General features: G+C 43.9%; 18 protein-coding genes. 16 read left to right on the forward strand and 2 right to left on the reverse strand.

Features of this window, described 5'->3' with window-relative positions; translation table 11 throughout:
• Window positions 1-69 precede the first annotated feature (69 nt).
• From HNQ46_RS10780 to HNQ46_RS10840, 13 genes are all read left to right on the forward strand, one after another.
• Window positions 70-1,107 (forward strand): XdhC family protein, encoded by a 1,038-nt coding sequence (locus HNQ46_RS10780; protein WP_183684693.1) that lies wholly within the window; start codon window positions 70-72, stop codon window positions 1,105-1,107.
• Between the two features lie 19 nt (window positions 1,108-1,126).
• Window positions 1,127-2,113, forward strand: coding sequence for a GTP 3',8-cyclase MoaA (moaA, locus tag HNQ46_RS10785; protein ID WP_183684694.1), 987 nt, complete (start codon window positions 1,127-1,129; stop codon window positions 2,111-2,113).
• Between the two features lie 13 nt (window positions 2,114-2,126).
• Window positions 2,127-3,050, forward strand: coding sequence for an MOSC domain-containing protein (locus tag HNQ46_RS10790; RefSeq protein ID WP_183684695.1), 924 nt, complete (start codon window positions 2,127-2,129; stop codon window positions 3,048-3,050).
• Between the two features lie 165 nt (window positions 3,051-3,215).
• Window positions 3,216-4,154, forward strand: coding sequence for a molybdate ABC transporter substrate-binding protein (gene modA, locus HNQ46_RS10795; protein WP_183684696.1), 939 nt, complete (start codon window positions 3,216-3,218; stop codon window positions 4,152-4,154).
• Entirely contained in the window at window positions 4,154-4,843 is a 690-nt protein-coding gene (gene modB / locus HNQ46_RS10800; RefSeq protein WP_243155921.1) for a molybdate ABC transporter permease subunit, read from the forward strand. Before modA ends, modB begins: the two co-directional genes overlap by 1 nt.
• The gene (locus HNQ46_RS10805; RefSeq protein WP_183684698.1) at window positions 4,843-6,006 is read left to right on the forward strand and encodes a sulfate/molybdate ABC transporter ATP-binding protein; all 1,164 of its coding nucleotides are present in this window, start codon (window positions 4,843-4,845) and stop codon (window positions 6,004-6,006) included. Before modB ends, HNQ46_RS10805 begins: the two co-directional genes overlap by 1 nt.
• 93 nt (window positions 6,007-6,099) lie before the next feature.
• Window positions 6,100-6,588 (forward strand): cyclic pyranopterin monophosphate synthase MoaC, encoded by a 489-nt coding sequence (gene moaC / locus HNQ46_RS10810; RefSeq protein ID WP_183684699.1) that lies wholly within the window; start codon window positions 6,100-6,102, stop codon window positions 6,586-6,588.
• Window positions 6,585-7,784 (forward strand): cysteine desulfurase family protein, encoded by a 1,200-nt coding sequence (locus tag HNQ46_RS10815; protein WP_183684700.1) that lies wholly within the window; start codon window positions 6,585-6,587, stop codon window positions 7,782-7,784. The genes moaC and HNQ46_RS10815 overlap by 4 nt, the downstream gene beginning before the upstream one ends.
• Before the next feature lie 111 nt (window positions 7,785-7,895).
• Complete coding sequence (locus HNQ46_RS10820; RefSeq protein ID WP_243155922.1) at window positions 7,896-8,729, forward strand: Rpn family recombination-promoting nuclease/putative transposase; 834 nt, start codon at window positions 7,896-7,898, stop codon at window positions 8,727-8,729.
• 225 nt (window positions 8,730-8,954) lie between these two features.
• Complete coding sequence (locus HNQ46_RS10825) at window positions 8,955-9,287, forward strand: ArsR/SmtB family transcription factor (protein WP_183684701.1); 333 nt, start codon at window positions 8,955-8,957, stop codon at window positions 9,285-9,287.
• A gap of 80 nt (window positions 9,288-9,367) precedes the next feature.
• Window positions 9,368-9,586, forward strand: coding sequence for a cation transporter (locus HNQ46_RS10830; RefSeq protein ID WP_007157499.1), 219 nt, complete (start codon window positions 9,368-9,370; stop codon window positions 9,584-9,586).
• Window positions 9,587-9,749: 163 nt separating this feature from the next.
• Window positions 9,750-11,786, forward strand: coding sequence for a heavy metal translocating P-type ATPase (locus HNQ46_RS10835; protein WP_183684702.1), 2,037 nt, complete (start codon window positions 9,750-9,752; stop codon window positions 11,784-11,786).
• A 24-nt stretch (window positions 11,787-11,810) separates the two neighbouring features.
• Window positions 11,811-12,434, forward strand: a complete 624-nt coding sequence (locus tag HNQ46_RS10840) for a hypothetical protein (protein ID WP_183684703.1) — start codon at window positions 11,811-11,813, stop codon at window positions 12,432-12,434.
• Between the two features lie 272 nt (window positions 12,435-12,706).
• On the opposite strand, the gene HNQ46_RS10845 is transcribed toward HNQ46_RS10840, so the two are convergent.
• Window positions 12,707-13,591, reverse strand: coding sequence for a LysR family transcriptional regulator (locus HNQ46_RS10845; RefSeq protein WP_007157496.1), 885 nt, complete (start codon window positions 13,589-13,591; stop codon window positions 12,707-12,709).
• Between the two features lie 427 nt (window positions 13,592-14,018).
• On the opposite strand from HNQ46_RS10845, the gene HNQ46_RS10850 reads away from it, so the two are divergent.
• Window positions 14,019-15,428 carry a uracil-xanthine permease family protein gene (locus HNQ46_RS10850; RefSeq protein WP_007157495.1) on the forward strand — a complete coding sequence of 470 codons (1,410 nt, stop codon included), beginning with the start codon at window positions 14,019-14,021 and terminating at the stop codon, window positions 15,426-15,428.
• 473 nt (window positions 15,429-15,901) lie between these two features.
• Here the strand turns inward: HNQ46_RS10850 and HNQ46_RS10855 are convergent, their stop codons facing one another.
• Window positions 15,902-16,555 (reverse strand): helix-turn-helix transcriptional regulator, encoded by a 654-nt coding sequence (locus HNQ46_RS10855; RefSeq protein ID WP_183684704.1) that lies wholly within the window; start codon window positions 16,553-16,555, stop codon window positions 15,902-15,904.
• 614 nt (window positions 16,556-17,169) lie between these two features.
• Between HNQ46_RS10855 and HNQ46_RS10860 the strand changes: the two genes are divergently transcribed.
• Together HNQ46_RS10860 and HNQ46_RS10865 are read left to right on the forward strand one after the other, a co-directional pair.
• A complete protein-coding gene (locus HNQ46_RS10860) occupies window positions 17,170-18,852 on the forward strand; it encodes a tryptophanase (protein ID WP_183684705.1) in 1,683 nt (560 codons plus the stop codon).
• Between the two features lie 126 nt (window positions 18,853-18,978).
• Window positions 18,979-20,325, forward strand: coding sequence for a sodium-dependent transporter (locus tag HNQ46_RS10865; RefSeq protein ID WP_183684706.1), 1,347 nt, complete (start codon window positions 18,979-18,981; stop codon window positions 20,323-20,325).
• Window positions 20,326-20,376 lie beyond the last annotated feature (51 nt).

Below are 20,376 nucleotides of genomic sequence, written 5' to 3' on the forward strand. Positions count from 1 at the left end.
GATCTAAAAGATGTTTTGCTATAGGACGTTTAGCGATAAGACGTTTTGCTGGGAAAGAGGGTTAGGCAGATGGAGAAAGCAAGAAAAGAAATTATCAGAGAGATTGCCGGGTTGAATTCTTCGGAGGAAAATGTACTTTTTCACTCCTTAGCGGAAGGAAGCCTTGGGGAATTGGCCTTGTTTTCTTCCGGAAAATGCCTAAGCCACAGCCCGAAATTCCCCTTTTTTGCCTCGGAAAAGGATAGAGAGGAATGTTTTTGGGTCAATCGTAAAGAAGGGATTTTTTCTCTGGGAGAGGGGAAATTCTTTGCGGAAACCCTGGCTTCAGAGAAAAAGCTCATCATTTGCGGGGCGGGACATGTGGCCATTGCCACCATTCGTCTTGGAAAAATGCTGGGATTTTCCGTGACTTGTATTGAGGATAGACCTCTTTTTGCCAAGGAAGCGGAAAAGGCAGGGGCAGACAGGGTGATTTGTGAGGACTTTGCCAAGGCCTTGGATAGTCTGGAAGGAGACCGGGACAGTTACTTTGTGATTCTGACCAGAGGTCATGTGCATGACCAGATATGCCTTCAGAGAATTTTGGAAAAGCCCAAGGCCTATATGGGCATGATGGGCTCCAGAAGAAGAGTGGCTATGATTAAGAAGAATCTTTTGGAAGAGGGATTTTCGCAGGAGCTTCTGGATTCTCTCCACAGTCCTATCGGTTTGAAAATCGGGGCGGAAAGTCCGGAGGAAATTGCTCTTTCCGTTATGGCAGAGATTGTAGGGGTGAAGAGCGCCGGAAAAAATACCATCGGCTACAGTGAGGAGATTCTGGACGCGGTGGAAAAGGAAGAGAAGCTGGTGTTGGCCACCATTATCGAAAGAAAGGGCTCCGCTCCCCGTTCCGTAGGCACGAAGATGTCCATCAATCCCCTGGGAGAGATTACCGGCACCATAGGAGGAGGCTGTGCAGAGGCGGAGGTGATTCAGAAAAGCCGAGAGCTTTTTCTGGAAAATGCACCGGAGGGCCTACTGTATCACGTGGATTTGACGGATGACGCCGCCGCGGAAGAGGGAATGGTTTGCGGCGGAATCTTGGAGATCCTTTTGGAGAGATATTAGAGGGTCAGGAGAGTAGAAGATGCAGGATAAGTTCCAAAGAAAAATCAATTATATGCGAATGTCCATTACGGATCGCTGTAATTTGCATTGCCAATATTGTATGCCCAATGGGCTGGAGAATCCTCTTCCCATGGATCGTTTGCTGACTTATGAGGAGCTTTTGCAGGTGGCAAAGGCCGCAGTAGCCTGCGGCATTACCCGCTTTAAGGTTACCGGAGGAGAGCCCTTGGTACGAAAAGGGGCTGTGGATTTTATGGCTTCCTTAAAGGCCTTTCCCGGGGTGGAGCAGGTAACGATTACCACCAACGGATTGCTCCTTTCCGAAGCATTGCCAAGATTTCAGGAAATGGGCTTGGACGGCATCAATGTTAGTTTAGATACCTTGATCCCGGAGCGTTTTTATGAGATTACCGGTTTTGATGCCCTGGACAAGGTACTTCAGAGCATCAAGGAGGCAGTAGCCTGCGGAATTCCTGTGAAGCTGAATACCGTTTTACAAAAGGGGGTCAATGAGGATGAAATCTTTGCTCTTTTGGCTCTTTGTAAAAAATATCCTTTGGACCTTCGTTTTATCGAAATGATGCCTATTGGTTACGGAAAAGAGCAAGACGGCATCGGAAATGACTTTTTACTGGAAAAATTAAAAAGGATTTATCCGGAGATGACTAAGGACATTTCCACCCATGGAAACGGCCCGGCAAAGTATTATAAAATTCCCGGATTTCAGGGCTCTGTAGGCTTTATCTCTGCCATGCATGGAAAGTTTTGCGCCCATTGCAACCGCATTCGTCTGACCTCTACAGGAAAGATTAAGCCCTGTCTATGCTTCGGAAACAGTATAGATGTCCGGGAATGTCTGCGAAATCCGGCATTTTCGGAAGAACAAAGGGATGAAATTTTATTGGAAAAGATTCAGGAAAGTATTTGGGCAAAACCGGAAAGCCATTGCTTTGAAAAGCTTTCCGAGGTGACGGAAAAGCGGGAAATGGGAAGAATCGGCGGATAGAATAGAGGATATTATGGGAAAAGTATTAGCCATTTGCTTGAGCGAGCAAAAGGGAACAGAAAAATCAGAGGTAGAGGAAGCTCTCCTGGTAGAGGATTTCGGCCTTCAGGGGGATGCCCATGCCGGAAAATGGCATAGACAGGTGAGCTTATTGTCCTTTGAGAAAATAGAGGATTTTCGAAAGAAGGGGGCTCAGGTAGACTTTGGGGCCTTCGGAGAAAATCTGGTGATAGAGGGATTTGATCTGTCCAAGTATCCGGTGGGCAGTGAAATTCATATAGGGGACTGTGTTTTAGAGCTTAGCCAGATTGGAAAGGCCTGCCACAGCCACTGCGCAATCTTTCACCGTATGGGAGATTGCATTATGCCAAGAGAAGGCATTTTCTCCGTGGTAAAAAAGGGAGGAAAGATCCGGGTGGGAGATCCGGTGGAAATCTTCCCTGGAAAAAAGGATAGACCCTTTACCGCAGCGGTAATTACCCTGTCGGACAGAGCCTCTCAAGGGGTATATGAGGATCAGTCCGGTCCTGTGATTACAGAGTTTTTGAAAAATCAGGGAATGATAGTGGAAGAGCAGCTTCTCCTTCCTGATGGAAGGCCGGAATTGGAGAAAGAAATCAAGAGACTGGCGGATCAGCGGCAGATTTCTTTGATTCTGACCACCGGGGGCACCGGATTTTCCGAAAGAGACTGCACTCCGGAAGCTACCAAGGCAGTATGTGAAAGAGAAGTACCGGGAATTCCGGAAGCTTTACGCTCTTACAGCCTTTCCATTACCAAGAAAGCCATGTTTAGCCGTCAAACTGCAGGCATCCGGAAGAAATCTTTGGTTATTAACCTTCCCGGCAGTCCCAAGGCCTGCAAGGAGAATCTGGAATATCTCTTCCCGGATTTATTCCATGGTTTGGGAATTCTTCGGGGAACGGATACAGATTAAGTACACTACTTTTCCTGGAGCTTTCGGAGAAGGAGTATAGACCGGATTCGTTGCTATTCTCGGGGCTTTCTGAGAAGGGACATAGCTAAGTACAGTACTTTTCCTGAAGACTCCGGAGGAAGAACGGAAGGATCGGGGAGAGAAATCATAAAAAAGGAGAATCCTATGAAGAAGAAAGCATTATTAGGCTTGGCTCTTGTGGCAGCATTAGCCCTGACAGCCTGCGGAGGAGCAAAGAAGGCAGAGAGTACAGCGGCAACAACGGAGAAGGCTTCTGAAATGGCAAGTGAAGCGGCTTCCGAGAAGGCCGGTGAAAAGGCTACCGAGGCGGCAAAAGAGGACGCAGAAAAGACGGAAGTACAGGTTTTCGTGGCGGCTTCTTTAAAGAATGTGATGGAAGATTTAGGGCAGCAGTATGAGAAGGAGCATCCTGAGGTGAAGCTGGTGTTTAACGCGGATTCCTCCGGAAAGCTTTTAAGCCAGATTCAGGAAGGTTATGACTGCGACATTTTCTTTTCCGCGGCACAGAAGCAGATAAACACTTTGGAGGAAGAAGGTAACCTTGTAGAGGGGACCAGAAAAAACGTAGTAAATAACCAGCTTTGCGTAGTTACTTTAAAGGACAGCGGCACTAAGGTTACCGGCTTAGAGACTTTGAAGGATGCGAAGTCTATTGCTTTGGCAGACGGTACCGTTCCCGTAGGAAAGTACACCAGACAGGCCCTTGTTGCTTTGAAGATTCTTCCTGAGACAGAGGATGTATCCAAGATTAGCACCAAGGAAGTTTCCGAGGCTTTAGGCGGTGTGGAGATTTCCGAGCAATCCAACGTTTCCAAGGTTTTGGCAGCAGTGGTGGAAGGCTCCTCTGAAGTAGGAACTACCTACTATTCCGATACCTATGGTTATGAGGATAAGATTCAGATTCTGGAGAAGGTTCCTTACGATTTGACCGGAAATGTCATCTATCCTATTGCTCAGATTAAGAACGAAGAAGCAAGTCAGGAAGAGCAGGATGCAGCAAAGGATTTCCTTGCCTTCGTAACTTCCGACAATGCTAAGACCACTTTCCAAAAGTATTATTTTGATACCAACGTAGAATCATGATGAATGAATTATTAGCAGGACTCCGGTCATTAGACTGGAGTCCCTTGTGGATATCCCTAAAGACGGCCTGTATCACTATGGTGATATGCTTCTTTTTGGGGATTTTTTTAGCCCAAAAGCTAGGAAAATGGAAGGAGCCCTGGCAATCCATTGCGGATAGCCTCTTAACCCTGCCCATGGTTTTACCTCCTACAGTGGCAGGATATTTTTTGCTGTTGCTTTTCAGTAAAAGACGGCCTGTGGGAATTTTTTTATATTCCCACTTTGGCATTAAAGTGGTTCAGTCCTTTTTGGGCTGTGTTCTTGCGGCTACGGTGATTTCTCTCCCCCTAATGTATAGAAATGCTAAGGCAAGCTTTGCCTTGGTTCCCAAGGATTTGGTACAGGCGGGAAGAACCTTGGGATTGTCGGAAACGAAGATTTTCTGGAAGATTATTCTGCCCCTTTCCGGTCCTGGAATCCTCTCCGGAACGGTATTAAGCTTTGCCAGAGCCTTGGGAGAGTATGGCGCTACCTCCATGCTGGCAGGCAACATTCCCGGAAAAACCGCCACCATTTCCCAAAGAATTGCCCTTGTGATGCAGGACCAGGACTATGTGACCGCAGGAGTATGGGTAGGGGTGGTGCTGCTGATTTCCTTGTTCTGCATGACGGCGTTACAGTTATTGTCGAAGCGAAAGGAGTTGTAATGGAGAAAGCAGAACAATCGTCTTTTTGTAAGCTGTCCTTTCAGCTTCCTTTGGATAGCTTCCTTTTGGATATTCATTTTTCTTCTAATAAAAAGCGGATTGGAATTTTGGGGGCTTCCGGTTCGGGAAAGAGTATGTGTTTAAAAAGTATTGCAGGAATTGTGACCCCCAGGCAGGGGGAGATTCTGCTAGGGGATTCCTGTTTATTTTCCTCTTCGAAAAAAATCAATCTACCGCCCCAAAAGCGAAGAATCGGTTATCTATTCCAGTCCTATGCCCTTTTTCCTCATTTGACAGTTTGGGAAAATATTGCCATCGCCATGGAAGGACAGGATAAGGAAAATCTGCTATCAAACTTTTGGAAGAGGGGAAAGAGCGGAGATAGAGAGATTTCGGCAAATTCTTCGGTGTTTAAGGAGCCAAGGGAGAGCAAGTCGGAGCGGATTTTCGCTTTGCTTCGGAAAATGGAGCTTTCAGGACTGGAAAAGCGTTTTCCCGCAGAGCTTTCCGGAGGGCAGCAACAAAGGGTTGCCTTAGCTCGCATCTTTGCCAATGAGCCCAAAATGATTCTTCTGGACGAGCCTTTTTCTGCACTGGATTTATATTTGCGGGATAAGATGCAGGAAGAGCTGATGCTGCATCTGGAGGATTTTCCGGGGCAGGCCATCATGGTTTCCCATTCCCGGGATGAGATTTATCGTTTTGCAGAGGAAGTGATTATGCTGCAAGAGGGAAAGGTGATCGGGCAGGGAGAGACCAAGGAAGTTTTCCGACAGCCCAAGAATCGTCAGGCGGCTATTTTGACCGGTTGTAAAAATATTGCTAAAGCAAAAAAGATAGGAGAGCATAGCATTTTCATAGAAGACTGGGGGCTGGAGCTTACGATGAAGCAGGAAATTCCGGAAAAGCTTTCTGCCATCGGTTATCGTGCCCATGATTTTATTCCGCTTTTTTCCGGGGGAGAGGAGAATGCTGTGTCGGTGCAACTGCTTTCCAAGGCGGAGCTTCCCTTTGAGCAAAACTTTTATTTTCAGCCGGAAAAGGGTGAGGGTGAAATTTGCTTTTTGGTGCAAAGAGACGGTCCCTATGGTAAAATGCAGGAGATTCCCAAGGCTTTACAGCTTCGGGAAGAGAAGTTGCTCCTTTTGACGGAGGAAAATTAAGGTATAGAAAACTTGCTTTTTTAGCAGATTAAACGAATTCAAGAAATGTACGAATTTGCAAAAAGCGAAGATATGTAATAGATTGGGAGAAGTATGGGAGAGTTTAGTCATTTTGATGATCAGGGAAATGCTAGAATGGTGGATGTTTCCGGAAAAGGGGATACAGAAAGAACCGCTGTGGCCAGAGGAAACATTTTCCTCAGTAAAGAAGCCATGGAGGCGGTACTGGGAAGAAAGGTCAAAAAGGGAGATGTGTTCACCGTGGCTCAGGTAGCCGGAATCATGGGGGCAAAAAAATGCTCGGATCTGATTCCCCTTTGCCATATTTTGCCCTTACAATCCGCAAAGATTTCCTTTCAGGTTTCGGAGGAAGAGGGAAGGATTACGGTGGAATGTCTTTGTAAAACCTCCGGAAAAACAGGGGTGGAAATGGAGGCTCTCACCGGTGTTTCCGTGACCTTGCTAACGATTTACGATATGTGTAAGGCTATTGACAAAAGGATGCATATGGAGGGGATTCACCTTGTGGAAAAGCAGGGGGGAAAGAGCGGTGCCTTCTATTACGAAGAGGAGAAAGAATGATTTATCTGGATCATGCAGCCACAACAGCGGTATCAAAGAGTGTCAGGGAAGCTATGCTTCCCTATTTTTCTGAGGATTACGGAAATCCCTCCTCCCTCTACCTTTTTGCCCAGAAGGCGAAAAAGGCGGTGGAGGACAGCAGGAGAAGTCTTGCCGGTCTTTTGGGCATTAATCCAAGGGAAATCTATTTTACCTCCGGAGGGACGGAAAGCGATAACTGGGCGATTCTTTCAGCCTTTTATTCCGCTATGGGGAAAAAGAGCGGTCTATCCTGCTCCGATGCAGCAGGTCAGAAGCAAAGACAGCCCCATATTATCTGTTCTGCCATAGAGCATCATGCTGTTTTGGAAAGCTGCAAGTTTGCGGAAAGTCTGGGGGCAAGAGTCAGCCGGATACCGGTGGATCGGGAGGGATTTTTGGACTTGGAAGCCTTGGAGCAGGCGATTACAGAGGATACGGTTTTGATTTCCGTCATGACGGCCAACAATGAAATGGGAACGATTCAGGACTTGCGGGCTATCGGAGAAATTGCGAAAAAGCATGAGGTGCTCTTTCATACGGATGCGGTGCAGGCCTTTGGGCAGATTCCATTGTCGTTTTCGGAAATGGGGATAGACCTGCTTTCCGCCAGTGCCCACAAGCTTCATGGCCCCAAGGGTATTGGACTTTTGGTGATTCGAAAGGGCGTTCGTCTTCCGGCCTTCCTTCATGGGGGAGCTCAGGAGCGGGGCTTTCGTGCCGGTACGGAAAATGTTCCCGCTATCGTAGGCTTTGCTAAGGCTGCAAAGGAGGCCTTTGCTACCATGGTGGAAAGAGAGCAAAGAAAACGGGAGCTTCAGAAGATGTTCTTTAGACGGCTTTTGCAAGAGGTACCCGGAATGCAGATTACCGGGGTGAATCCGCTGGAAACATCCGAGGAAAATAGACTTTCCGGCAACGTGCACATTTGTATAGAGGGAATAGAGGCGGAGAGTCTCTTGCTGCTTTTGGATCAAAAGGGGATTTGTGCCAGTGCCGGTTCTGCCTGTGCCAGCGGTTCCGTGGAGCCAAGCCATGTACTTTTGGCTATGGGAAAAAGCCATGTGGAGGCCTATTCCGGACTGCGTTTAAGCTTTGAAGAGGACTTAAAGGAAGAGGAGCTGGAGTTTACCGTGGAGGCGATTCGAGAAGGGGTAGAGCGCTTAAGGCGGGAATAAATATCATATCCGTATACGGATATTATCCGAATGTGGAGTATAGGAGAAGAGGCTAAGCCATTGTAAAATAGGCTGAGAAAGGCTTCTTCTTTTTTTACTTAGGAGGTTCCTATGCTTGGAAAGATGAAACGACATAAAATTAGTAGAGAAGAAAAGAGAGCGATTCTTGCAGAGTTCACTTTAATGGATGATATCTTTATGAGGGTAGTTTTGCAGGATATAAAATGCACGGAATATATCTTGAAAGTTCTTATGGAGAAAAAAATCAAAGTGAAAGAACAGCACTTACAAATGGACTTAAAGAATTTGCAAGGTCGTTCTCTTCTTTTAGACTGTCTATGCGAAGATGAAGATGGAAAACTCTATAATATTGAAATGCAGAACGATCTGGAAGGAGCCAGTCCCAAAAGGGCAAGGTATCATGCCAGTCTATTAGACATGCATAGTTTAGATGCCGGAGAAAAGTTCACACAATTACCGGAAAGCTATGTTATATTTATCGTGAAAAAAGATATACTGAATTTGCAGAAACAGATTTATTATGTGGATAGAAGGATTAGAGATTCGGAAGAATACTTTTTAGATGGTTCACACATCATTTACTTAAATACTGAGATTACGGAAGAAAATGCTTTTGGGGATTTGGTAAGGGATTTTCAAAGGAAAAATCCGCAAGAAATGCATTCGGCTGTTTTGGCAAGAAGAGTGAAGGAATTAAAGGAATCTTCCATGGAGAGAAAAGGGGGGACGGCGATGAATATGGCATTGGAAAAACTCTTGGCAGTAGGTCGGGAAGAAGGCAGAGAGGAAGGTAGAGAAGAAGGAGAAAGCAGAACTGCTCAATTGATGGGAGTTCTTGTGGAACAGGGCAGGTTAGAAGATATTAAAAAAGCTTCTTTGGATCAGGAGTTTCGGAAACAACTACTAAGGGAGCTAAAACTCTAAGGTAAAGTAAGAGACTTTCGAATTCTAAATATATTTGAAAGAAGGAAGAAAAATTCTTGACAACAGATTTACATATGATAATATATTCACATGTAAATCTGTTGTTGCTTTTTGAATGGTTTTTTACAGTTGCCATTCATTATGCAAGAGAAGAGGGACTTTACAAAAATTTTTACCATAAAGCTCGTAAAGCTCGTAAAGCCCGTAATCTCAGAAAGGAGAGGAATGAGTCAAGTGATTGCCTTGGAACATCAAAGAGCAGATAGTCATGCAATGATTTCTGAGGATAGCTTATGTGATTTAGCGGAAGTGTTTAAGGTCTTCGGAGATTCCACCAGAATCAAGATTCTCTACGATTTGTTTGAAGGAGAGAAAAATGTGACGGAGATTTGTCAGGACTTGGAAATGAATCAGTCCGCCATCTCTCATCAGTTAAAGCTTCTTCGCACCGCCCGCCTGGTTAGCGGAAAAAGAGTGGGGAAAAGCATTCTCTACTCCTTGGCGGATGAGCATGTCAAGACCATCATCGCTATGGGTATTGAGCATATCGAGGAATAAAAGACAGTAAGAAAATCAAAAGAACAAAAGTAATTCGCTTTTGGAAAAATGAAAAATCAAGATAGAAAAGAGGAGAAAAAATGAAGAAGAAGTTTGAATGTGAAATTGATTGTGCAAATTGTGCGGCTAAGATACAGGAAGCTATCGGAAAGATTCCGGGAGTACAGTCTGTAAAGCTAAACTTCATGATGCAGAAGTTTACCTTGGAGGCGGAGGATGATCGCTTTGAGGAAATTTTACAGGAAGCCATCCGTATCGGAAAGACCATTGAGCCGGACTTTGCAGTAAAGGGCGTATAAGAGTATAAGTCCAAAGCTTACAGTACTATGAGTAGAGTATTGAAGCGGATTATCAGAGTAAGTACCGGAAAAGCAATAGTTTAGAGTAAAGTATAGAGTAGAAACAATATAGTAAAGAAGAGCAAAGCATAGAGTAGAAAAAATATAGTAAAGGGGAAATACCATGTCAGAGAAACTTATTCGGGAAAGAAACAAGCTTCTTCTTTCCGTCATCTTATTCTTAATCTTATTGATTGTGGAAAAGACGGGGATTCTTCCCTTCCTTCCGGAGCATTCTCTTTGGTATCTTCCGCTTTATCTGATTCCTTATTTTCTCAGCGGCCTTTCCGTAGTAAAGGAATGTTTTCTGGGAATCAAAAACCGACGACCCTTTGACGAAGCATTGCTAATGACGGTGGCCACCTTAGGCGCCTTTCTTTCCGGAGAATTTGCGGAAGCGGTGGCGGTAATGGTCTTCTATCAGATGGGAGAGCTTTTCCAAAGCTATGCGGTAGGAAAAAGCAGAAAGTCCATTAAGGAGCTGATGGATATTGTACCGGAGCTGGCCCACATTGAAAGGGAAGACGGCACCGTAGATACCGTGGATCCGGATGAGGTAGAAGTAGGGGATATGCTTTTGGTAAAGCCGGGAGAAAGAGTGCCGGTGGACGGCATTGTCCGTCAAGGAGAAAGCATGGTAAATACGGCAGCCCTTACCGGAGAGTCCGTCCCCAGAGAGGTATTCCCCGGAGAAAAGATTATTTCCGGCTGTATCAATGGAGAGGGCATGCTTAGGGTAGAGGCTTTGAAGGCCTTTGAGGATTCCACTGTTTCCAAGATTTTGGAGCTGGTGGAGGAGGCCTCCGAGAAGAAATCCAAGGCGGAGAACTTTATCACAAAGTTTGCCCGGATTTATACCCCGATCGTAGTATATTCGGCGTTGGCATTGGCTATACTGCCAAGCCTTGGCCTGTTCTTGGGAACAAAAATAGGCCTGGTGTCTCCGGAGTTTTTCGCAGCCCATCCTCCCCTTACCTGGTTATATCGTGCCTGTACCTTTTTAGTAGTGTCCTGTCCCTGCGCCCTGGTGATTTCCGTGCCCCTGTCCTTCTTCGGAGGAATCGGTGCGGCTTCCCGAGAGGGTGTACTGGTAAAGGGCTCCAACTATCTGGAGCTGGTATCTAAATTAAAGGTTGTGGTGTCCGATAAAACAGGAACCCTAACCAAGGGAAATTTCGCCGTGCAGGAGATTGAGCCTTGGGAGGGAATTTCCAAGGAAGATCTTCTTCGCACTGCCGCTATGGCGGAAAATGGTTCCACCCATCCCATCGGGCTTTTCATTCTCAGCGCCTATAAAAAATGGATGGAAGATTCTTCGAAGGCTAATGCTTCTCCGGAAGATGTCGTAGTAGAAAGTGATCCGATGAAACATTCTTCCGGAAAGGAAAGCAACAGTCTTCCTTTCCCGGAAAATACGGAAAATCGCAGCGGTGCAGGCTTGATTTCCATTGTGGAAGGGTGCAAAATCTTAGTGGGAAAGGCCAAGCTTTTAGAGGAAGAAGGCATTTCCGTACCACAGCAGGAGAAGGGAGCTGCCACCATTTGTCTGGTAGCAAAGGACGGTCAGTATCTTGGCAGAATTTTGATTGCGGATGAAGTAAAGGAAAGCAGTAAGGAAGCAGTTTCGAAAATGAAGCAGCAGGGCATTGAAAATGTGGTTATGCTTACCGGAGACAGTACTCCTGTAGCGGAGGCGGTAGGCCGGGAGCTGAATTTGGACAGCGTTTACGGAGAGCTGCTTCCCGCCCAGAAGGTGGAGAAGGTAGAGGAAATTCTTTCTTCTTTAACAGAGGAAGGGGAAAAGCGCAATGGCTACCTTGCCTTTATCGGAGACGGTATCAATGATGCACCGGTGCTTTCCCGAGCGGATGTGGGCATTGCCATGGGCGCTATGGGCTCGGACGCTGCCATTGAAGCGGCGGATGTGGTGATTATGGATGATGATCTAAGCCGAATTCCTACCCTCATTGCCATTGGAAAGAAGACCATGAGGATTGCGATGCAGAATATCGTTTTTGCCCTTACGGTAAAGTTCCTGGTGCTCATCTTAAGTGCCGTAGGACTTGCCAATATGTGGGCAGCAGTATTCGGAGATGTGGGCGTAACTGTCATTTGCATCATCAATGCTATGCGACTGATTCAAAACCCGAAATCTATCTAAAAGAGAAGGAGAAGTCCTGAGCAAATGGAGAAGAAACTGGATTTTTTTTATATCGGTGAGTCCTATGGGGGAAACCAGGATTGGTGTTTTGACCATATGATGCAGCTGGGGGGCTGTGGCGCTATTACCGCCTGCGACAGTTCGATTTATCTTGCCCTGCACCATGGAAAAAAATCTTTATATTCCGGGAATTTGGAAAAATTAGATCAGGACGAGTACCTTTATTTTACCGAAGAAATGAAGAAATACCTGCATCCCCGTTGGTCCGGCATTGATAAGCCGGAATTATATGTGGAGGGATACCAAAATTTCCTTAAGGATCATCAGGAGGAAAATCTGATGATGACCATAGTTTCCGGAGAGGAAAATGTAGCGAAGGCGAAAGATTGTATTGTGGAGCAGATTGATAAGAATCTTCCCGTGCCGATTTTGGTCTTAAACCATCAGAATCAGGACTTGGATGATTATATCTGGCACTGGTTTTTACTGATTGGCTACCGATATCAGGGGGAAGACCCGCTGGCAGAGGGAAATGATTTTCAGATTCAGACCGTAACTTACTCGGAAGCGGCTTGGATTTCCCTGGAGGCGCTTTGGGATACAGGCTATAAGACCAAAGGCGGCTTGATAAAGTACCACTTACTATAAAACATTAGAGCTAGAACTATAGTGTAAAAAGCTTATAGGACGATATGAGCTAAGTGGAGCCTAATATTTTTCGAAAATCAGCTCTGATACCGGATTATGTACATGAATATAAACCACCCTACATCTTTGATTTACAAATCTGTAGGGCGGTTCATTCTTTTTTAGAAGTGAATGGAAAAAATAGTAAAGCGAATCTTCCTGTAGCGTGCCCGAGTTTAAGCCTATCCTGTCAGGAAGAGCTTACTGTTTTATATTCGCTTCTTTTTCTTCTTTTATAGCATCGATAATTCACCCAAAGCGATGAAGTTCTTCATTTCCTCCGTAATCCACTTGTCCTTATGGTAGAAGAGCTGGCGATACATCTGCATCTCAAAGTCCTGCACCTTCAGAAGTCGTAGGCTTCCGTTGTTTAGACTTTCCTCCACGGCATATCTAGGGAGGAAGGAAAGTGCTTGATTTTCTTTGATCAATTCGATAATTACATCCGGATTTCTGGTTTCAAAGAAGGGGCGTATACCCAAATGCCGGGAAGCCAATTCCTGCTCTAAAGCGTATCGGTAATTGGAATCCTTCTCCGTCAGGAAGAAGGGCTGGTTTAAAAGCTCAGCCAAAAGATATTCTTCCTTTTTCGGTAGCTTAGCATCTGTGGAAGCCACAAAAACGACAGACTCCGGCTCCTCTAAAGTCTTCTCCCAGTTCTGTCCGTAAACCTTCTGGTCGATGTAATAGGCCAAATCAATCTGGTTATGATCCAGCATCTCGTTCAGCTCCTTCGGTGTTCCGGAGCGAATTTCCAAAGCCACGGTAGGGTAGTGCTTATAGAAATAACTGACTACCTTCGGCAGTTTAAAGCTGAGTAAGGACTCCAAAGTGCCAACACGCAACCTGTGATCCTTTACTACGGCATTTCCCAACATCGCATGGACATCATCCACTTTTCGAAGGATTTCATTGGCATACATCAGAAACTTCCTTCCGGGAGGGGTTAATTCCACGTGCCTTCCTACCCGGTCAAAAAAGCGGGTGTTGAACTCCAGCTCTAATTGGCGAATCTGAATGGTTACCGCCGCCTGAGTGTAGCCCAGGGCTTCTGCCGCCTTGGAAAAGCTTTGTAATTCAACGATTTTTATAAAAGAATGCAGTTGTCTAATTTCCATGATGTCTATCCTCCACGCATTATCTTCTCAGTATATAACCAATATTCAATTTTTTGTTGAAAACGACCTATAAAATTTATTTCCGTTTAATGCAAAATATCTTATAATAAAAAATTTTCCTATTGACTTATGTTTATTTTATCACAGAAGGAAGAAGGGGGAAAGGAACGCTTTTCTGAAGATTCTAAAAATTCTACGTATTTTAAGGCTATTCTATCAATACATTTCAAGAGGAGACGAAAAAGGCCGAAAACCTGCCGGAGGCAAGAAGGAAAATAAGTAGGGAAAGAATAGTCTTCTTACAGAATGTATGGGAAAATAATTTTGACATAGTTAGAGTCGGAGAGTATGATAGGGAACGGCGTAAATGTACGAAGAAAATTGAATAGACTGAGATTCCCTGAGAATAGCTACAAAGGAGGCTAAAGTGGAGAAAATCAAAAATATCGGAGAAGAAGCTATTTACGATGCCAGAGTCTTGGGAAAAGGAAGGTTTGTGGTCTTAGGATTACAACATCTTTTTGCCATGTTCGGAGCAACGGTGTTGGTACCCTTGCTGACCGGCTTATCCATTTCCACCACCCTGCTTTTTGCGGGACTGGGCACACTTTTGTTTCACTTTCTCTCAAAGAATAAGGTGCCCGCATTTCTAGGCTCTTCCTTCGCCTTTTTGGCAGGGTATATGAGTATAGCACCCAATAAGGAGCCGGAGCTTCTGCTCTACGCCTGCTTCGGGGTAGCCTGCGCAGGACTGATGTATCTGGTGCTGGCCTTTCTCTTTCAGGCCTTTGGAGCCAACCGGGTTATGCGATTTTTTCCGCCGGTGGTTACAGGACCGATTATCATTGCCATCGGGTTAAACCTTTCCAAGTCTGCAGTGGAAAACTGTTCCAGCAACTGGGGACTGGCTCTTCTGGCTATCTGCGTAGTCATCTTTTGCAACATTTTCGGAAAAGGAATGGTGAAAATCATTCCCATCCTGCTGGGTGTTCTGATATCCTACAGCTTTGCGGCAGTTTTAGGCTTTGTGCCCTTTGACAGTATTAATGAAGCGCCGATTTTCGGCTTTCCGATAGACTATCACAGAACGGTTTTCTCCCTATTTACAGAGGGTAAGCTGGATCCGGCTCTACTTCTGAGCAGCAGCTTGACCATTATCCCCATTTCCTTTGCGACAATGATGGAGCATATCGGCGATATCTCCGCCATTTCCTCTACGGTAGGCATTAACTATCTGGAGGATCCGGGCTTACATAGAACCCTTTTGGGAGATGGCTTAGCCACAACGCTTGCTTCCCTTTTCGGCGCTCCTGCCAATACAACCTACGGAGAAAATACCGGTGTGCTGAGCTTAACCAAGGTTTATGACCCCAGAGTCATTCGTCTGGCTGCCTGCTTTGCGGTACTCCTTAGCTTCTGCCCGAAGTTTTCCGCGGTGATTGAAGCAATGCCTCAGGCCATTATCGGCGGAATTTCCCTGGTGCTATACGGCATGATTTCCGCGGTGGGTGTTCGAAATGTGGTGGAAACCAAGGTGGATTTTTCCAAGAGTAGAAATATCATCGTGGCGGCTATGATTCTGGTATTGTCCATCGGAATCAACTACTCCTCCGAGGGAGCCCTGCATTTTCAGCTCTTCGGTATCCAGATTGCCTTTTCCGGCATTGCTACAGGCTCTTTAGTAGGAATTTTGTTAAATGCCATTCTTCCGGATAAGGACTATGAATTCGCTGAGAATAAGCCTAATGACACCGGTGTGGATTTACAGATTTCTCAGGGAAGCAGTTTGCTGTTTGAAATTGCAACAAAATACGGTGACAAGGAAAAGAAGGATTAAAGACTGGAAAAGGACTGTAGTTTTTATAAAGATGCGCTCTAATGCAGTATAGGTCTATAATCGGGGCACGCTCCCGCTAACCTCGCCTTCGTAGCAGTACTAACTTCAAGCTTCGCTTTACTCGCTTTCAGTAAGTACTGACGGGCTCAGATTGCCCCTATTACAGACCTATACTGCATTATTCGCTTCACTTATTGATTTTTACAGTCCCTTTTTGTGATTATACTACTTTACTCTGTCACCGCTTTTGGTTTATGTCCTGCCACCATAGCGTGTCCTGTGATAAAGCACATCACCATTCCAACAACTGCTACGACTGCCCAGAATTGATGTTTCTTCAGCATGTTAAAAGCTCCTTTCTTGATGTACCCAAACCCTGTGTTGCTTTGTAGGGTATCCGTTGATGGGTGTAGTTCTAATTATTGTTCTCAAATCATAGCATACTTTTGCGAACCTTAAAAACATATCAAAGTTTATTTTTCCTTTTTTACGATATCGAGATATCTATACATACTGGCGGGAGAGCAAGACAGTCTATTTCCTACGGTTTTTATGGCACCTTTCATGGAGAATATGCCTTTTTGATAAAGCTGGCGTATAATATCAAGCTTTTCTGAATGACTTAGATCACTGAAAGGAAGGGACTTGTTTATTCTATTCAATATTTCATCTATAGTATTTGAAATATTTTCCGAAAATATTGTTTGCTCATCATTACCCTTTATTTCTATGGAAATATTTTTGGATACATAATTATCCGGATGACATAGAGAAAAAATTAGATTTGATAGTTCTTTGTATCGATTATCATCAAAGTTTATATTTAGCCCACCTACGACTTTGCAACTTTCATCTTTTATAAAAAAAGAAGAGGATCTCAAAATCTTGCCATTGGAGGAAAGCGCTCTATAATTTGATAGCCATGTTTCCTTGGCGGACTCTTCTCTTTGTAAAATACTTTTCATAGTTGGACTGAGCAGATCTCCACTTTTTCTGCCGCTGATATTTCCGTTAATGATATATAGGATTTGCTTTAGATCATATACTATAATTTCGTAATCAGGTCCCAGTACTGTACCTAAAAAATCAGAAAGATCAATATATTTTTTTATATCCAATTCATTCATAATCGCTCCAAATTCTGATATTTGTATGCTTTCAGCACACAAAAAATTTTATAAAAACAGCTCTAATTTATTATAGCAAAACTTCATGCTCCTAAAATCGCTTTTTAAGCAAAATCACCAAAATGACAAATTTGGGGTATAGAGATAGATGAAAAAGAAATGAGAAAAAATTCTCAAGAAAATTCTCAAATATTATTTGCTGTAAAGAGATATAGGAAAACAAAGGCTTTTTTTAATACATCTATGCAGAAACCTAGTGTAAAGGCAAAGAAAAATCCCATAAAATTTATCAAATCACTATTTTGTTATTTCTGAAGCTTTGTTTCAAAAGCCGATATTTGTACAAAATACACATAAATGCACTAAAATATCACTAAAAATAGCTTTTAATTAAACAATATTGACAGGTGATTAAAAGGGTGATAAATTATTCTCATAGCAATATGCTTATAATAATATATGTAAATATATAAATTTTGGTTATTAAGCACATAGCAGCATGTTGGCTAAAGTAGTATTTCTATCTTGCTTCAAGGGATTGTAATACCGTCCGCCAGTCGTTTCTTACGATGACCGGGGTATCAAAATATATTTTTATATATGGAGGTATTAAAATGGAGTACGAGAAAATGTTAGGTGTAGAGGCACCAAAGTCATGGACACACGTAGTGAGAGAAGTTCCTACAGTTACCCAGGAGCAGAGAAGAAAAGCTCTGGAAATGACGCATTACAATGAGTTTGCTTTTCCGGCAGGTCTTTTATACATTGACTGTCTTTCCGATTCGGGTACTACATCCATGACAGACACACAGTGGTCAGCGATGTTCCTTGCAGATGAATCTTACGGAAGAAACAAAGGATATTATGTTCTTTTGGATGCATTTAGAGATGTATGGGAAAGAGGAGACAATCAGAAGAGACTCATCAATTACATCAAAGAAGGTGTAGACAAGGATGATGTTGAAAAAATGATGAATGAAGTGTATCTGGTGGACTATGAGGGCGGATTTATCAATGGCGGTAAGTACCAGCTATCAAGACCTAATACATTTATCGTTCCTCAGGGACGTTGTGCAGAGGCACTTTTGTTTGATGTATTAAAACCGTTATTTGCAAAGAGATGGCCGGGCAAAGTATTCACGATTCCATCAAATGCTCACTTTGATACTACAGAAGGTAATATCAAGCAAATGGGCAATGTACCCAGAAACCTTTTCCATAAGGAAATCTTATTTGAGGTACCCAAGAGCGGAAAATATGAGAAGAATCCTTTTAAGGGAGATATGGACATTGATAAGCTCAACCAGCTTATTGAGGCTGTAGGCGTAGAGAATGTTCCGCTGATTTATTCTACAGTTACCAATAACTCTGTATGCGGACAGGCTGTTTCCATGAAGAATATCAGAGAGGTTTCCAAGATTGCACACAAGTACAATATTCCATTTGTTATGGACGGTGCAAGATGGGCAGAGAACTGTTACTTCATTAAGATGAATGAAGAGGGCTATGGGGACAAGTCCATCTGTGAAATTGCAAAGGAAATGTTCTCCTACTTTGATGTGGTTTCCGCATCCCTTAAGAAAAATGGACATGCCAATATGGGTGGCGTTTTGGCCTTCCGTGACAAGGGACTTTTCTGGCAGAAGTTCTCAGAGTTCAATGAGGACGGTAGCGTAAAGACAGATATCGGACACCTTTTGAAGGTTCGTCAGATTTCCGCTTACGGCAATGACTCTTACGGCGGAATGTCCGGACATGATATTATGGCGCTTTGCCAGGGTATGTATGAAGAGGCAAGATTTGACTATCAGGACGAAAGAGTAAGACAGTGTCAGTATCTGGCAGACGGTCTTACAGCAAACGGTGTTCCTGTAGTACAGCCTGCAGGAGGACACGGAATTTATATTGATGTTGATAAGTTCTTTAACTATAAGAGAGGCCATGAGAGCTTTGCAGGACAGGCACTTTCTCTGGAGATGATTCACCGTTACGGTATTCGTTGTTCAGAGCTTGGAGATTTCTCTATGGAATATGATCTGAAAACTCCTGAGCAGCAGAAGGAAGTATGTAATGTTGTCCGTCTGGCGATTAACAGAAGTCAGTTTAGCAAGCAGCACATGGACTATATTATTGCAGCACTGACACAACTTTATAAAGACAGAGATACAGTTCCCAATCTAAAGATTACCTTTGGTCATACATTACCAATGAGACATTTCCATGCATGGGCAGAGCCCTACGCGCCATCTAAGGAAGAAATGTGTGATGAAGGAAATTACAAATATTGGGAAAAATAAATGAGATATCGTAGGATATGCCGGCGATACTCGTAAAAAAATAAAATATCTTGGCGTCCGGTCTTGTAGAGACCGGACTGCTATCCACAAGAGAGACTTACATTTTTATCAAGATGGAGGAAGCTTATGGGTTCAGATAATACCGCTGTAAAGCAGGATGGATTTAACTCACAAATAGGTTTTATTATAGCCTGTGTAGGTTCAGCCGTTGGTATGGGAAACCTGTGGAGATTTCCGGTGCTTGTGTCAGCCTGGGGAGGAATGACCTTTTTAATCCCTTACTTCCTATTTGTTATATTGATAGGCAGTACAGGAGTTGTGGAAGAAATCGCCTTAGGAAGGAGCACAGGGAAAGGTCCTATAGGTGCATTTGGCGCTGCTATGGCACATGCCGGAAAAAGCAGAAAACTTGGTGAGAGTATAGGAATTATACCGACAATAGGTTCTTTGGCTCTTGCTATAGGCTATTCCTGCGTAGTAGGCTGGATTTTTAAATATGTTGTCATGGCATTTACAGGCAAGCTCTTTGGAATGGGCGCCAATATGGATGTCATAGGAGGGACTTTTGGATCCACCGCTACGGCTTTCGGAAATAATATATGGATTATTATAGCGCTTATTGTAAATTTCGCCATTATGGCATTTGGAGTTGCGGATGGTATAGAAAAAGCAAACAAGTTTATGATGCCGCTGCTTTTCGTAATGATGATTGGACTGGCTATTTACATAGGAATTCAACCGGGGGCAGTGAACGGATACAAGTATATCTTTACTGTAAATCCGGAGGGATTAAAGGATGTAAGACTTTGGATATTTGCATTCGGACAGGCGTTTTTTTCCCTTTCTATTGCAGGTAACGGCACAGTGATTTACGGCTCCTATCTCAGTAAGAAAGAAGATGTACCTTTCTCTGCAATGAACATAGCTATATTTGATACATGTGCGGCACTGCTTGCAGCGCTGGTTATTATCCCTGCTATGGCCACATCAGGAGCAGAGCTTAGTGAAGGTGGTCCGGGACTCATGTTCATTTACCTTGTAAATATCATGAATCAGATGCCCGGTGGTATGCTTGTAGGAATAATATTCTTTGTATGTGTTACCTTTGCAGGACTCAGTTCACTTGTGAATCTGTATGAGGCGCCTGTAGCTACATTGCAGCAGCAGTTTAGACTGAGTAGAATACAGTCAGTAGGAATAATTGGTGTACTCGGCGTCGTTGTTGCAGTATTGATACAGGGAATTGTAGGAAGTTGGATGGATGCGGTGTCTATCTATATTTGCCCTATTGGTGCGGTACTTGCTTCAGTAATGTTGTTCTTCATATTTGGAAAGCAGTATACAATGGAAGCGGTAAATGCAGGTGCAAAGAAGCCTAAAGGAGATACCTGGTTCTTTTTGGGTAAGTATGTTTATACAGGACTTGCGTTGCTTGCACTTATAGCAGGTGCATTCTATGGCGGAATCGGATAATCAAGCTATAATAGAATAAGAATAAACCTTTTCATAATAAAAAGGGGCTGT

The organism is Oribacterium sinus, from assembly GCF_014202695.1.
Taxonomy (GTDB): Bacteria; Bacillota; Clostridia; order Lachnospirales; family Lachnospiraceae; genus Oribacterium; species Oribacterium sinus.

Coding starts and splice junctions, on each gene's coding strand:
- HNQ46_RS10865 (WP_183684706.1), top strand. CDS start 18,979: ATGGGTTCAGATAATACCGCTGTAAAGCAGGATGGATTTAACTCACAA.
- modB (WP_243155921.1), top strand. CDS start 4,154: ATGAATGAATTATTAGCAGGACTCCGGTCATTAGACTGGAGTCCCTTG.
- HNQ46_RS10820 (WP_243155922.1), top strand. CDS start 7,896: ATGCTTGGAAAGATGAAACGACATAAAATTAGTAGAGAAGAAAAGAGA.
- HNQ46_RS10790 (WP_183684695.1), top strand. CDS start 2,127: ATGGGAAAAGTATTAGCCATTTGCTTGAGCGAGCAAAAGGGAACAGAA.
- HNQ46_RS10825 (WP_183684701.1), top strand. CDS start 8,955: ATGAGTCAAGTGATTGCCTTGGAACATCAAAGAGCAGATAGTCATGCA.
- modA (WP_183684696.1), top strand. CDS start 3,216: ATGAAGAAGAAAGCATTATTAGGCTTGGCTCTTGTGGCAGCATTAGCC.
- HNQ46_RS10840 (WP_183684703.1), top strand. CDS start 11,811: ATGGAGAAGAAACTGGATTTTTTTTATATCGGTGAGTCCTATGGGGGA.
- HNQ46_RS10860 (WP_183684705.1), top strand. CDS start 17,170: ATGGAGTACGAGAAAATGTTAGGTGTAGAGGCACCAAAGTCATGGACA.
- HNQ46_RS10815 (WP_183684700.1), top strand. CDS start 6,585: ATGATTTATCTGGATCATGCAGCCACAACAGCGGTATCAAAGAGTGTC.
- moaA (WP_183684694.1), top strand. CDS start 1,127: ATGCAGGATAAGTTCCAAAGAAAAATCAATTATATGCGAATGTCCATT.
- HNQ46_RS10845 (WP_007157496.1), bottom strand. CDS start 13,591: ATGGAAATTAGACAACTGCATTCTTTTATAAAAATCGTTGAATTACAA.
- HNQ46_RS10835 (WP_183684702.1), top strand. CDS start 9,750: ATGTCAGAGAAACTTATTCGGGAAAGAAACAAGCTTCTTCTTTCCGTC.
- moaC (WP_183684699.1), top strand. CDS start 6,100: ATGGGAGAGTTTAGTCATTTTGATGATCAGGGAAATGCTAGAATGGTG.
- HNQ46_RS10780 (WP_183684693.1), top strand. CDS start 70: ATGGAGAAAGCAAGAAAAGAAATTATCAGAGAGATTGCCGGGTTGAAT.
- HNQ46_RS10855 (WP_183684704.1), bottom strand. CDS start 16,555: ATGAATGAATTGGATATAAAAAAATATATTGATCTTTCTGATTTTTTA.
- HNQ46_RS10830 (WP_007157499.1), top strand. CDS start 9,368: ATGAAGAAGAAGTTTGAATGTGAAATTGATTGTGCAAATTGTGCGGCT.
- HNQ46_RS10805 (WP_183684698.1), top strand. CDS start 4,843: ATGGAGAAAGCAGAACAATCGTCTTTTTGTAAGCTGTCCTTTCAGCTT.